Origin of the sequence: Sutterella faecalis (genome assembly GCF_006337085.1) — a bacterium.
In the GTDB taxonomy this organism is placed as follows: Bacteria; Pseudomonadota; Gammaproteobacteria; order Burkholderiales; family Burkholderiaceae_F; genus Sutterella; species Sutterella faecalis.
This window is the reverse complement of the sequence record NZ_CP040882.1, coordinates 1,360,122-1,373,718: the sequence shown is the minus strand read 5'-3', so window position 1 is coordinate 1,373,718 and position 13,597 is coordinate 1,360,122. Positions and strand designations below refer to the sequence as shown.

General features: G+C 58.5%; 12 protein-coding genes. 7 read left to right on the top strand and 5 right to left on the bottom strand.

Annotated elements, in window-relative coordinates; translation table 11 throughout:
- Positions 1–29: 29 nt before the first annotated feature.
- On the top strand, positions 30–680 hold the full coding sequence (locus tag FG381_RS12755) for a cupin domain-containing protein (RefSeq protein ID WP_226960377.1): 651 nt from the start codon (positions 30–32) through the stop codon (positions 678–680).
- Positions 681–953: 273 nt separating this feature from the next.
- Here the strand turns inward: FG381_RS12755 and FG381_RS05545 are convergent, their stop codons facing one another.
- The 5 genes from FG381_RS05545 to FG381_RS05530 all read right to left on the bottom strand — a co-directional run bounded on the left by FG381_RS05545 (position 954) and on the right by FG381_RS05530 (position 6,323).
- The gene (locus FG381_RS05545) at positions 954–1,166 is read right to left on the bottom strand and encodes a hypothetical protein (RefSeq protein ID WP_139686989.1); all 213 of its coding nucleotides are present in this window, start codon (positions 1,164–1,166) and stop codon (positions 954–956) included.
- Positions 1,153–2,904 (bottom strand): IS1634 family transposase, encoded by a 1,752-nt coding sequence (locus FG381_RS12750; protein WP_228025661.1) that lies wholly within the window; start codon positions 2,902–2,904, stop codon positions 1,153–1,155. The genes FG381_RS05545 and FG381_RS12750 overlap by 14 nt, the downstream gene beginning before the upstream one ends.
- 522 nt (positions 2,905–3,426) lie before the next feature.
- Positions 3,427–3,600, bottom strand: a complete 174-nt coding sequence (locus tag FG381_RS12745; RefSeq protein ID WP_228025651.1) for a hypothetical protein — start codon at positions 3,598–3,600, stop codon at positions 3,427–3,429.
- A 6-nt stretch (positions 3,601–3,606) separates the two neighbouring features.
- Positions 3,607–4,620 carry an IS110 family RNA-guided transposase gene (locus FG381_RS05535; protein ID WP_228025646.1) on the bottom strand — a complete coding sequence of 338 codons (1,014 nt, stop codon included), beginning with the start codon at positions 4,618–4,620 and terminating at the stop codon, positions 3,607–3,609.
- A gap of 203 nt (positions 4,621–4,823) precedes the next feature.
- Positions 4,824–6,323 (bottom strand): FAD-dependent oxidoreductase, encoded by a 1,500-nt coding sequence (locus tag FG381_RS05530; protein WP_139687907.1) that lies wholly within the window; start codon positions 6,321–6,323, stop codon positions 4,824–4,826.
- A 401-nt stretch (positions 6,324–6,724) separates the two neighbouring features.
- Here FG381_RS05530 and thrC point away from each other — a divergent pair, with 401 nt between their 5' ends.
- From thrC to clpB, 6 genes are all read left to right on the top strand, one after another.
- On the top strand, positions 6,725–8,164 hold the full coding sequence (gene thrC / locus FG381_RS05525) for a threonine synthase (RefSeq protein ID WP_139687906.1): 1,440 nt from the start codon (positions 6,725–6,727) through the stop codon (positions 8,162–8,164).
- Entirely contained in the window at positions 8,161–8,709 is a 549-nt protein-coding gene (gene mobB, locus FG381_RS05520) for a molybdopterin-guanine dinucleotide biosynthesis protein B (RefSeq protein WP_139687905.1), read from the top strand. Before thrC ends, mobB begins: the two co-directional genes overlap by 4 nt.
- 27 nt (positions 8,710–8,736) lie before the next feature.
- A complete protein-coding gene (locus FG381_RS05515) occupies positions 8,737–9,942 on the top strand; it encodes a molybdopterin molybdotransferase MoeA (RefSeq protein ID WP_139687904.1) in 1,206 nt (401 codons plus the stop codon).
- A 33-nt stretch (positions 9,943–9,975) separates the two neighbouring features.
- The gene (gene moaD, locus FG381_RS05510) at positions 9,976–10,233 is read left to right on the top strand and encodes a molybdopterin converting factor subunit 1 (protein ID WP_139687903.1); all 258 of its coding nucleotides are present in this window, start codon (positions 9,976–9,978) and stop codon (positions 10,231–10,233) included.
- Between the two features lie 13 nt (positions 10,234–10,246).
- Positions 10,247–10,705: a molybdopterin synthase catalytic subunit MoaE gene (gene moaE, locus FG381_RS05505; protein WP_139687902.1), complete on the top strand. Its 459-nt coding sequence runs from the start codon at positions 10,247–10,249 to the stop codon at positions 10,703–10,705.
- A gap of 170 nt (positions 10,706–10,875) precedes the next feature.
- Complete coding sequence (clpB, locus tag FG381_RS05500) at positions 10,876–13,491, top strand: ATP-dependent chaperone ClpB (protein ID WP_139687901.1); 2,616 nt, start codon at positions 10,876–10,878, stop codon at positions 13,489–13,491.
- The last annotated feature ends 106 nt before the right edge of the window (positions 13,492–13,597 follow it).

Below are 13,597 nucleotides of genomic sequence, written 5' to 3'. Positions count from 1 at the left end.
ACCTACTGCAGGAGTGTCTCCGGAAATCCATGAATTTGATCGAAAGCCGCAAGCCCGCAAGAGAGTTCGGCAAAGAACGGCTGACGGGTCTCAATAAGCTCGAACCTGAAGTGCAGGCGCTTTTCTGCATCTTTAGAACGACTTACTGGAGCACCACCATGAAGCACATCCTCCTCACACTCTCCGCTGCGGCTATTGCCCTGACTGTCGGTACTGCAGCGGCCGCCGCGGAACCCGAGGCGCCTTCGGAAGCTCAGGCCAAAGAGATTTCCGCCTCGCTCCTTGAAGCAGGCGGCACGGTCTTTCCCATCGGCGTTGAAAATGTCGGCTACGCGAAATACTTCACCGGGCAAACATTCCTTGCGTCTCTCACGCCCGCAGGTCAGTCGCTCGGCGTCTCGAACGTAACCTTTGCGCCGGGCGTCGTTAATTTCTGGCATACGCATCAGAAGTCCTGCCAGGTGCTGGTCGGCGTCTCCGGCCGCGGCTGGTATCAGATCTGGGGCGAGGAACCGAAGGAAATTCTTCCCGGCACAACCGTAACGATCCCGGAAAACGTCAAGCACTGGCACGGCTCGCAGCATGGCGGCTGGTTCCAGCATCTTTCCATCATGTCGACGGGTGCGGGAACAACCTGGATGGAACCGGTGGATCCTGACGAATACGCAAAGCTCAAGTGATTTGAGGAGCGGGAACCCAAGTCGAATCTCTGGACCACCCACGTTTGTCAAGCTCCAAGTACGGTAACGCGCGAGCTCAGGAGCGAAGCTGCGGGCAGTGAGTTAGTCGAGCGCCTTATAGCGGCAGCTGGCGGCATTGCTGGCCTGGTGCCTTCAGGCACTGAGCCTATTCCTGTCAAGCGGTCGTGGAATAGCGAGCACGGCCTTCAGGCCGAGCGGAGCATATGCCTGAACTTCCAGCCGTTTATTACTCTCGCGACTTCGGACGGTCAGTCAGCGGCTTAAAAAGGTCATGAGTTCCTCCATGGTCTTACCGCTTCGAGCCATGGCTTCCGCAATCACTTCGGCCTGCCGCAGCGTCTTTTCCTTGTTGAGTTCGATGAGCTTTACCCCGAGCTTCTCGTAACGTGTTTTGACCTTCAGCAACCGCTGCTGAGTCAGTTTGATCTGCTTCTCAATCGAAGCCAGCGACTTACGCTTCGGCATCTTCATTCTCCTCCTCGCCAATCGGTTCCAGATCCTCGACGTCCTCCATGCTGTCTTTCTTTCCGGCAAGCGCGGCAGAGATGGCGGCGGCCTGCGACATAACCTTGTCCTTCGTCATGCCAAAGGATTTCAGGATGATTTCCTGCGTCCTCGTGATTGCGTGGTCAAGCTGATATCTGCCGTCATTGATTCTCACCAGCTCGATTTTCTCCAGTTCCCGGATCGCCGCAGGAACCGTCATGTAGTTCCTCTTTGTCGGCAGGCGGAGCATCTCATCCTTCAGGAGGTTGTAGAGCCTCTGTCGAATAATGAGAGCAATAAATTCAATAAAAATCTTGGCTCTTACGGCTTCTGCGGAGTGTACCCGCATGCTCTTGCTGCCCAGGAATGATTTGTCTGCGCTGAAGAGCTTCTCTGAGGCGTCGCGGCCTCGGTACTGCAGATAAGCGTCTCTGGCGCTCATTTTCTCGGAGGTAATGATGCAGAAATATCCGCATCTCGAATAAGCATGCTCGATGATGCTCTTCTTCTCTTCGGCAAAAAGGAAGCGGCCTTTTTCGTCGTAGTGACACTGGAAGTAATCTGTATGCGGGGATCCGAACTCCACTTCACGGCCGACCCACTGGTCGAAGTTCTTCTGCATCTGCGTCAGCGCGTTTTCTATATCGCGCCGCTCCGTCGCCATCTTCATGGGGTTAAAGAAGACATGAAAGTAGCGCTCCCGTGAGTCTTCCGGAAAAATCTTCATTTTTTCCGTTGTGCCGCTGATGCAATGCTCGCGCAGGGAGGCGTCGACGCGATTTTCGAAAGTGCCGTGGAGCCTGTCGACCAATTCGGCCACAAGTGCCTTGCAGCCCTTAACCATCATGATGAACTCAAAGTTATTCGCATCCATGTAGTCGATGTTGATCTTGCAGAAATAACCTCGGTCGATGATGAAGCCAATACGCTTGTAGTTGTACGCAATTGCCTTGTCTACAAGGAATTTGAACTGACTGACGTCATTAATGGAGCCAGGGTAGCATTCATAGAACAACGGCACCTGATTGGTTTTGTCGTAGGCGACGGCAAGATTAAAAATCGGGCATCCCTGATCGACTTTGGCCTTGCCGAATTCAACAAAATCAACATCTCCCGCCTGGCAGTTCTTATTAGTTGAATCATAGGAAATGTAGATCCGTGAGCGATGATCGCGCTTTGCGTTCCAGTCGTTCAGAAAGCCTGAAATTTGGTCCGGGCTGACGTTGGCGAGGAAGCTCGAGATGGCGGCGTCGCTCGCAATCCGCATGTCTTTCGAGAAGAGCGGATGTCGATATGCGTAGTCCGGGTAGTACTGCCCTTGATTCCTTTCCTCAATGATCATGTAGGCGGCCAGATCCAGCACCAGCCCAGCTCGATCAAGGAAATGCTTCTGGAGCATTTTGCCGAGGCCGTACGTCTGCACGATGTTTGCTATGACGATGTAGCTGCCGGCCATCAGCGTGCTGCAGCGCCTGGCGCTCTCCCGGACTTCTGGGAGAACGGCATCAGGGAAAAAGACCAGGAAATTTTCATTCGGAACCATGGTCTCGGTTTCACCAACGCATTTTCCGATTAGCACACGCTTGGGCACCGTGTGCTTCTTTTTCGGGTCGTAGCTGCGCTCCAGAACGTAGTGGATGTACGTTCCGCTCTTAGTGCCTTGCCGACTGATTTTTCCTTTGAGCCTGGGTATCGGGACCGTGAAATTCAGGAACATTCGAAGTTAAATTGCGAGAGTAATATATTACTCTCGAGTGTACAAGAAAAGCGCCGGCGACGCAATGAAATTTTTTAAGTTTTTTCGGTAGTAATGATCAAAATCCTGCTGGATCTTGAACGAGAGTCATGCGGTTCTGGAAGTTGAGGATATGCCGCGTAAGCCGCTTTACAGGACCTCCGCCGATACAATGTCGCTATGTGCGAATGCGACAAGCGAAGCGCAGCCCGCATTCGGACTTAGCGACCCTACATCGGCTAATCCGTGTTATGTCATTTTGGTTGTTGCCGGCAGTATTCCAGTCCCAGTAATCACGCATCAACGAGAGAGGCCGCTTCCGTTAATCTCTCAGGCCTGTCGGCATGCTTGCATGCCATGGCCAAAATGAACTCATCAGAAGTCTTGTCCTTGCCAATAAAAAGCCACATGCATCAAGTGCAATTCGACATGAATAGCTGTCGGACAAGCCTTACAGAAAAGGGTTTCTCATTTCACGCGATTAGTTATGGAATTGCCGATGCCTCATGCTGCAGCGGCAGCCTCATTGCTGGGTTGAACGGCCATCGCCGCCAGCACCGAGCGGGGGACGCCCGCTCTGTGGATGTCGAACTTTTTGCCGTAGGTGAGCACCGCCCATGCGATCCGGATGAGTTTCGCCGCCAGCGACACCATGATCTTGCCGTAGGGCTTCCTCACCGCCAGCTACTTGTCAATCCACTTTGTGAGCTGGCAGTCGGGCAGCTGCCTCTTGCAGTACTGCATGTAGATGCAGGCCGCACCCTGCATCAGCAGGGATCTCAGCAATTTGTCGCCGCGGCGGCTGATTCGCCCCTGGCCCTTGCTGCTCAGGTCGGGAGCAGAGCTCTTCTTTTGTCTGGGCTTATTCACATGCCCCGTAATGTAATTTTTCGGCACGCATCCGATGTAGGCAACAAGCGAGCGTGACGTTTCAAACCGTTTTACATCGCCGACAACCGTAATGAAGCGGGCGGCGATCTGAGTGCCGACGCCCATGACGCTCTTCAGCAGCCTGCCGTTGGCATTGGCGCTGACCAGTGCTTCAAGGTCCTTGTCGAGCTGATGAATTTGATCATCGAGCGTCTTCACGCGGTCAAGCATCGTCGTCAGAGCAGAGACAGCTGCGTCGCCCATCATGTCTGCCTTAGCTTCCACGGCTTCACGCATCTTTTTGAGATTGCGCCTGCCGGCAGGCATGTGGATTCCCCAGGTCTGGGCAAAGCCCTTGAAGCTGACGAGCGTCTTCGTACGTTGTCCGATCAGCTGCTGACGCACGCCCTGCACCGTCATAATGCGGCATTCTTCGAGAGATTTCGCGCGAATAGGCCGAAGATCCGGATCGGCCGTCAGCCGGGCAAGCGCGAGCGCATCGTTGATGTCGGTTTTCTGGCCCGACATATGCGTGTCGATCCACATCTTGACGACTTTGCCGTTGATAACGCTCACCTCATGGCCGCGAGCTTCAAGCTCATGGGCAAGCTGCGAGTAGCCGCAGCACGGTTCAACTGCAAACAGCGTCGGGGAGAGCTTGTCGGCAAGCTCATAGAGCTCGGCATAAGTCACGCGGTCGATACAAATAATTTCTCCCTCGTTGAGCGTCACCGCTGCCAAGGAAACGTCGTATTTGGCGAGGTCCAGCCCGATCGCGGAATATTCGATGGAAACATCAAGCGTCGTTTGCGTATGCTTCTTTGTCATGGCATGGCCTCCTGCGGTATTAGAGGTAGATACACCTATTGTCGCGCCCATTCGCTCGAACGGGTTCGATGCAGTGGGTGGTCCATGTCATTAAAGCGGCCGGAAGCTTTGTCAGGCATCCGGCCGGGAGTGGAGAGATTCTGGATGGGTGAGAGAAAGCGCGATCGATCGGAATCGGCGCGCTTTCTCAGGACTTTCGGTGATTATTTCTGAGCCTTGATGTACTCGGCCGCGGAGTCGACCGCAATGCGGGCGGAATTGACCGCGAAGCCCACGGTGGAGCCCGCCATCAGAAGGTCGTAGGAGTCGCCGTACATGCCGCCCACGTCGTTGCCGGCAGCATAGAGACCCGGGATCGGATCCTCATTCTGCGTGACGACCTCAAAGCGTTCGTTGGCCTTGATGCCGCCCAGGGTGCCGAGCGTCGAGGCAACCGACTTGATCGCGTAGAAGGGACCGGTCTTCACTTCGCGCAGGTACTTCGGGTCCTTCGCAAATTCGGCATCGTGGCGCACGGCGCAGTAGCCGTTGTATTCAGCAACGGTCTTCGCAAGCTTTTCGGGATTCATGCCGGTCGCCTTTGCAAGGCCTTCGAGCGTATCGGCCTTGAAGGCCCAGCCCGCCTTCACGGCGGCATCCCATTCCTTCTGGTAGTTGACGAGCTTCGTGCCCACCGGAACCATGACGCCGACGCCGAGGTCGATGCCCTGATCGGTTTCCATATGGTCGAGCGTCTTCTGGTCGTAGACCACGTACATCGTGCCGCCGATGCGTTCAAGGGCATTGCCGGCAAACGGCCACTCGAGCATGATCTGTTCATTGCAGAAGCGTTCGCCCTTGGGCGAGAGCCAGAGGTGCGGCTGCTTGGCGGTGGCGCTCACGTGGTTGGTCGTCCCGACGCCGCGGGGACCCGGACGGTAGGAGGCCTGCACTTCGGTGCCTTCCTTGCCGCCGCCCACGGACCAGGCCATGCGGATGCCGTCGCCGGTCTTCCCGGTCTGAGCAAGGCCGTCAGAGTCGGCAAAGCGCAGATACTTCTCGCGCATTTCCTTGTTGTCGAAGAACCCGCCCGTGGCGATGATGGTGGTCTTCGAGCGCACGGTAATCTTGTCGCCCGCCTTATTGGTCGCCTCGACGCCCACGACGCGGCCGTTTTCCTGAATGAGCTTCTCGCCCCACGTATTGAGGAGGAGCGTCTGGCCGGCGTCCTGGTACTTCTTCATGAAGAGGTTGATCCAGCCCGCGCCGCGGCCTTCATAAATGTGCCAGGTGTAGAGGCCGTTCGGATAGTTGGAGAAGAGCTTCTCGAACTTGACTCCGTTCTTCTTCATCCAGTCGATGGTATCGGCCGAACGGTCGACGAAGGCGCGCACCATGCGGGCGTTGCCGCGCCAGTGGCCGTAATTCATGATCATTGTGAACGCCTGGTCCTTCGTGAGGCCGTAGTTCCAGTCGCGCTGCATGGAGCTTTCGACGGCGAAGATGCCTTCAGAGAATTTGCCCGTGCCGCCCACCATCGCGGACTTTTCGAGCGTCACGACCTTGAGGCCCTTTTCCGCGGCGGCCCAGGCAGCGGCGGAGCCGGAGGCGCCGGCGCCGATCACGACGACGTCGGCGTCGTAGGTCCGGTCTTCAGCAAGGGCCGGATTCATGGCCAGAACAACGGCCGCAGCAGCGGCGGCGAGCTTGAATGCGTGCTTCATCTGTTTTTCTCCTTTTACTGAGGGCGCCCGTCGTTTGGGTCGACGAGCGTGCAGAGTGTTTTGGTTTTCAGCACTCTATTTTTGGAGCCTCAGCGCACTCCTGTCTGTAGTCCCGGCTACAGCTTTGGAGGGAGAAATAAGAAATCCGCTAGTCCGGAAGTCGAGTCCGCGGCATATCCGAAAGAAGGTTAATGGGGAGAGAGGGAAATTTCCGCATCACGAGTGATCCCATGGGTTTAGCCATAGGGTACGATTTCAGAAATACGCCATTGAAGCAAACTGGCGACACACGATTCTGCCCACAGCTTTCCGGCATTTTCATCTTTTTAAGGAACGCTTCACCTCGAAGGAGGCGAAGCGCCGCCGGAAAAATCCGGGCCCCCGAACGGAGATCTCTCAATATGCTTTACATCTCGACGCGCGGCGCCGCAGACGGCAAGACCTTCGCAGACATCGCCTTTGAAGGCTTCGCACGGGACGGTGGTCTTTACGTCCCTGAAAACTATCCCAAATTCACTTCGGAAGATCTCGCACTCCTTCGCGGCCGCGACTTCCCGAGCGTTGCGCTCGAGGTGCTCCGCCGCTTCTGGACGCAGATTCCTGTTCCGGATCTCTGGGGGCTCTGCCGCGATGCCTGGCAGCCCGCAAACTTCGGCAACGGCCGCGATCCCTTCAAGGCCCACGACGTCGCGCCCATCAAGTGGCTTCATGACGGCGTGGGGCTCTATGAGCTCTCCAACGGCCCGACGCTCACGTTCGACGACTTCAGTCTCCAGTTCCTGAAGCGCCTTCACGCGAAGCACCTGGGCACCGAACCCGAAAACATCACGCTCCTCGGCGCCACGACGGGCGACATGGGGGCGTCGGCCGAATATGCCTTCGGCGACCGCAGGGACACGCGCGTCGTGATGCTTTCGCCTAAGGACAGAATGTCGAAATTCCAGTCCGCGCAGCTCTATTCCAACAAGGATGAGAACGTCCTCAACCTCGAGGTCGAGGGGACGTTCGACGACTGCCAGGAATTGGTCTACAAGCTCCTTGAGGATGAGGAATTCCGCAAGGCCAACAAGCTCGGCGCCGTCAATTCCTACCTCTGGGCGCGAATCGCCGTTCAGGTGGCCTGCTACTTCTACGCCTACATTCAGGCGACGGGCGCGCAGAACGAACAGGTGGTTTTCTGCGTTCCGGGGGGCAACTTCGGCAACGCCTTTGCGGGCTACGTTGCGCGCGCGATGGGGCTTCCGATCCTGAGGATCCTCGTCGCCACCAACGAAAACGATGCGATGGACAGGTTCCTCCGTACGGGCGTCTACAGTCCCCGGCCGGCCAGCGAAACGATCGCCACCTCGTCGCCCTCGATGGATATTTCGCGTGCGGCCAACTTCGAGCGCTTCCTCTTTGAAGTGCTCGGACGAAACGGCGTGCGCGTGAAGGAACTGATGAAGGATCTGGAAGAGAAGGGTTCCTTCGAGCTCACGCAGCAGGAATTCTCGAAGGTTCGCCGCTCCGGCCTAGCCGCGGGCACCTCCAACCATGCGAACCGACTCGAAATCATTGAATCCTTGAATATCGAGTACGCGACGACGATCGACCCGCACACGGCCGACTGCCTCTATACCGGCGTCTACCTCCATCCGGTCGGCGTGAAGACGATCTGCTTCGAGACGGTTCAGGCCGTGAAGTTCCCGAAGATGACGATGCAGGCGACGGGAAAGACGGTGCCGCTCCCCGACGCTTTCGCAGACATCTTCGAGCGCGAACAGAGAAAGACCACGGTTGCGGTGGATGAATCCCGCATCCGCGAGGCCGTTGCCGCTTTTGCGTCGAAGCCCTGGGCATGACGCAGGGAAAAAAGCCCTTTGCCGTGGGCTTTATCGGACGTTCGGGGTCGGGAAAGACGACGCTTTCGGAAAAGGTGCTCGCTGAACTCGTGAGGCGCGGCAGGAGGGTCGCCGCCATCAAGGACGCGCATCACGGGGTTGACCTCGACCGTCCGGGGAAGGACACCTGGCGCTACCGGGAGGCAGGCGCCTCACGCGTCATTCTGCGCACGGCCGAACGCTGGGCGGTGATGTCGGAAACGCCGGATGGGCCGGTCTCCATCGAGGAGCTCATCAGCCTTGCGGGCGAAGAGGACATCATTCTGATTGAGGGCTTCAAGCACGAGGGAAGCTTCCCTAGAATTGAGGTTCGCCGCAGGGAGGCGGCAAATGAACCCCCGCTCGCAGAGCGCGGCGGGCTTCAGAATCCTCCCGTTGCGGTAGCGACGGATTTCGATGAGCCGGGATTCGAGGGAATTCCGCGCCTCAGCCTGAACGATCCGCAGGCGGTTGCAGACTTTATCGAGGAACTGATGTCCGGGGCGCTCGCGAAAGGAAAGCTCTGAGTCAGATCCTTTTGAAGGACATAATCGATGATTACCTATGCTGAGGCGCTCGCCATGCTTCTTCGGGAAGCCGAGCCCATTCATGAGACAGAAACCATTCCGCTCATGTACTCCACGGGCCGCGTGCTTGCCGAAGACGTGACGAGCATGATCGACGTTCCGGGCTGGGACAATTCCCAGATGGACGGCTACTGCCTGAGGGCGGCTGATCTTGCCTCCGCTTCCGAAAATGCGCCCGTGCGCCTTCCCGTTGCCGAGCGCATCGCAGCAGGCAAGGTGGGGGTCGCAATTGAGCCCGGCACCTGCGCGAGAATCTTCACGGGGGCGCCCCTGCCGGAGGGTGCAGATACGGTCGTGCCTCAGGAAGAGGTGGAGCGCGAGGGCGATCTGGCGGTATTCAGCAGGGCTCCCAAGAAAGGCGCCTGGGTTCGCCTTCAGGGCTCCGACGTTGCCGCGGGTTCTGTGATTCTCAATAAGGGCGTTCGCATGACGCCGGGCGCCATCGGCATGACGGCGTCGATCGGCCGCGCCTACGTGAATGTCTACCGCAAGCTCCGGGTCGGCGTCTTCTTCTCGGGCGACGAACTCGTGCAGCCTGGCGAACCGCTTCGTCCGGGCGGAATCTACAACTCGAACCGCTTCATGATCCGAAGCCTCCTCACGCTCTTCGGCTGCGAGGCGACGGATTTGGGAAGCATTCCCGACAGCCTGGAGGCCACGAAGCGCGCGCTCGAGCACGCGGCGGAAACGTCGGACGTCATCATGACGACGGGCGGCATGTCCGTGGGCGAAGAGGATCACATCAAGCCTGCGGTTGAGGCTCTCGGACGGATCGACCTCTGGCGCGTGAAGCTCAAGCCCGGCAAGCCCCTCGCCTTCGGCGAAGTGAAGGGCGTGCCCTTCATCGGTCTCCCCGGGAATCCGGTCTCAGGCTTCGTCGTCTGCCTCATGATGGCGCGTCCCTACCTCATGCGCAGAATGGGGCTCGCCAAGGTCGACATGACCCCCATGAAGATCCGTGCGGATTTCGACTGGGCGAAGCCCGGCGACCGCGAGGAATTCGTGCGCGTGCGCAGAAACGACGAGGGCGGGCTCGACCTTTATCACACGCAGAATTCGCAGGTGCTCTCGAGCTGCGCCTGGGCGGACGGCCTCGTCGACATTCCGGCGGGCGCGTCGGTGAAGAAGGGCGACATCGTTCACTACTTCCCCTTCGCGCAGTTCTTCGCCTGAGAACCGGCGGCTTTTTCCAAAAGGATTTTTTTGATGCAGGTAAAAGTGCTTTATTTCGCGAGCCTTCGCGACAAGATCGGCAAGCCGGGCGAGATGATGGATCTCCCGGGCGACGCGTCGACGCTCGCGGGCGTGCGCGATGCGCTCATTGCCAGGGGCGAGCCCTGGGATTCGGCCTTCAGGAACCTCAAACGCATCCGCGGCGCCGTCAACCAGGAAATGGCGGAGGATGACGCCGCCGTGAAGGACGGCGACGAGGTCGCTTTTTTCCCGCCGGTGACGGGCGGCTGAGCGGAGGGTCGTCGTGGCATTAACCACCATTCGCGTGAGCCCGGAAGACTTTTCGCTCGACGATGAAGTCGCCCGCGTGCGCGAGGCAAGCCCCTCGGCGGGTGCCGTTGTTTCCTTTGTGGGCGTCGTGCGGAACAAAAACGACGGCGCGGCCGTTTCGAAGATGACGCTTGAGCACTATCCCGGCATGACCGAGAAGGCGCTCGGGAAAATCGTTGAGAAGGCCCGCGAGCGCTTTCATCTCGAGGACGTCGTCGTCATTCACCGCGTGGGCGACCTCTCGGTCGGCGACCAGATCGTGCTCTGCCTCGTCTCGGCGCCCCACCGCGGCGAAGCCTTTGAAGGCTGCGAATACATCATGGACTGGCTTAAAACCGAGGCGCCTTTCTGGAAGCGCGAAACGACTCCGGAAGGCGAACGCTGGGTTGATGCGAGAGAGTCGGACGACCGGGCAAAGGCCCGCTGGGCCTAAGGATTCCTGCCAGAAGGCTGAGCGAGCGTCAAACATCTCTTTGAAACCAAACGTAAAAAGGGCGCGTTCCGCGGGGGACGCGCCCTTGATCTTTTGAGCTCCACCCCCATATGTATTGCATATTCGGGATGATCCCAATACGGAGCGTCCCAAAGGGAGATTTCAAACATATGCGTCAAGACAAGCTCACGACTAAGTTCCAGGATGCGCTCGGCGCGGCTCAGTCGCTTGCACTCGCCCATGACAATCAGGTCATGGAACCCCTGCATCTGCTTGCAGCCGTGCTCGCCGACAATGAAGGTTCGAGCAGGAGCCTGCTCGAGCGTGCCGGCGTCAACGTGCAGCGCCTCACGCGCGACGTGAACGAAGCGATTGACCGGCTGCCGAAGGTGTCCGGTCAGGGCGGCGACATTCAGGTTTCGCGCGACCTCGTCAACCTTCTGAACCTCACTGAAAAGGAGGCGATGAAGGCGGGCGACGAGTTCGTTTCGACCGAAATGTTCCTGCTTGCGCTTTCGGACGACCGTTCCGAAGCCGGGCGCCTTGCAAAGGACGCGGGCCTCACGCGCCGTGCGATGGAGGAAGCCATCAAGGCTGTTCGCGGCAGCGATACCGCGGACAACCCCGATGCGGAAAATCAGCGTGAAGCGTTGAAGAAATACACGATCGATCTGACGGCGCGCGCCCGCGAAGGGAAGCTTGACCCCGTGATCGGCCGCGACGACGAAATTCGCCGCACGATGCAGATTCTGCAGCGCCGCACGAAGAACAACCCCGTGCTCATCGGCGAGCCGGGCGTCGGCAAGACGGCCGTCGTCGAAGGGCTCGCGCAGCGCATCGTCAACAACGAAGTGCCCGATACGCTTCGCGGCAAGACCATTCTTTCGCTCGATATGGCGGGCCTCATTGCAGGCGCCAAGTACCGCGGCGAATTCGAGGAGCGCCTGAAGAAGCTTTTGAAGGAAGTGACGGACCAGCAGGGCCAGATCATTCTCTTCATCGATGAGCTCCACACCGTTGTCGGTGCGGGGAAGACCGAAGGGAGCATGGATGCCGGCAATATGCTGAAGCCCGCCCTCGCGAGAGGCGAACTTCATGTGATCGGCGCGACCACCCTTGACGAATACAGAAAGTATGTCGAAAAGGATGCCGCACTCGAGCGGCGCTTCCAGAAAGTGATGGTCGACGAGCCCTCTGTTGAGGACACGATCGCGATTCTGCGCGGTCTGCAGGAAAAGTACGAAGCGCACCACGGCGTCGAAATTACCGACCCCGCGATCGTTGCCGCTGCGGAGCTCTCGCACCGCTACATCACCGACCGCTTCCTTCCGGACAAGGCCATTGACCTCATTGATGAGGCCGCGGCCCGCGTCAAGATGGAAATCGATTCGAAGCCTGAGGCCCTCGACAAGCTCGACCGCCGCCTCATTCAGCTGAAGATCGAGCGCGAGGCGATGAAGAAGGAAACGGACGATGCTTCGAAGAAGCGCCTTCAGGTGATCGAAGACGAAATCGCCAAGCTTTCGCGCGAATATTCCGACCTCGAAGAGGTCTGGAAGAAGGAAAAGAGCGAAGCGCTCGGTGAAAAGTCGGTCCGCGACGAAATCGACCGCGTTCATCGTCAAATGGATGAATATAAGAGAAGCGCGCAGTACGAAAAGCTCGCAGAGCTCCAGTACGCCGTGCTCCCGAAGCTCGAGGAGAAGCTGAGAAGAGCCGAGAAGGCCGAAGCCCGCACGGAAGCGAGCGAAAAGGGGCCGAAGCTCCTGCGCACGTCCGTCGGTGCTGAGGAAATCGCTGAGGTGGTGAGCCGCGCGACCGGAATTCCCGTCTCGAAGATGATGGAAGGCGAACGCCAGAAGCTTCTGCATATGGCCGAAGCTCTTGAGAAGCGCGTGGTCGGCCAGAACGAGGCCGTGCGCCGCGTGACGGAGACGATTCTGAGAAGCCGTGCAGGACTCTCGGATCCGAACCGCCCCTACGGTAGCTTCCTCTTCCTGGGGCCCACGGGCGTCGGCAAGACCGAGCTCACGAAGGCGCTCGCTGAATTCCTCTTCGATACCGACGAGGCCATGATCCGCATCGACATGAGCGAATTCATGGAGAAGCACAGCGTGGCTCGTCTGATCGGCGCGCCTCCGGGATATGTGGGCTATGAAGAAGGCGGCTACCTCACGGAAGCCGTCCGCAGAAAGCCCTATTCGGTGATTCTTCTCGACGAAGTCGAAAAGGCCCATCCGGATGTCTTCAACGTGCTTCTGCAGGTGCTTGACGACGGGCGCATGACGGACGGCCAGGGCCGTACGGTGGACTTCAAGAACACCGTGATCGTCATGACCTCGAACCTGGGCGCTCAGGAAATCATGGAGATGACGGGCGAGCCGCACGAGAAGGTGAAGGATGCCGTGATGAAGGAGGTGCGCCAGCACTTCCGTCCGGAATTCGTCAACCGCATCGACGAGATCGTGGTCTTCAATTCTCTTGACGCGAAGAACGTGAAGAAGATTGCCGAGATTCAGCTCAAGCAGCTGAAGAAGCGCATGACCGAGCAGCAGATCGGCCTCGACGTGACTGAAGCCGCGCTCGACGAAATCGCGAAGGTGGGCTTTGATCCGCAGTTCGGCGCAAGACCCCTGAAGCGCGCGATCCAGGACCGCATCGAAAACGGCATTGCACGCCTCCTCCTCGAAGGGAAGGCTGCGCCCGAGGATACGGTCAGGGTCGACGCCAAGGGCGACGAATTCACCTTCACGGTGGAAAAGCCTGCGGAGAAGGAAAAGGCCTGAAGCCTTTGAGTGTTCCGGGCTGCGCCCGTTCAATTTGAGCGAGCGGGCCTGAGCGAAGGAGCCTCAATAAAAGCGCACGGGATGGGAATTCAATTCCTGCTCCCCG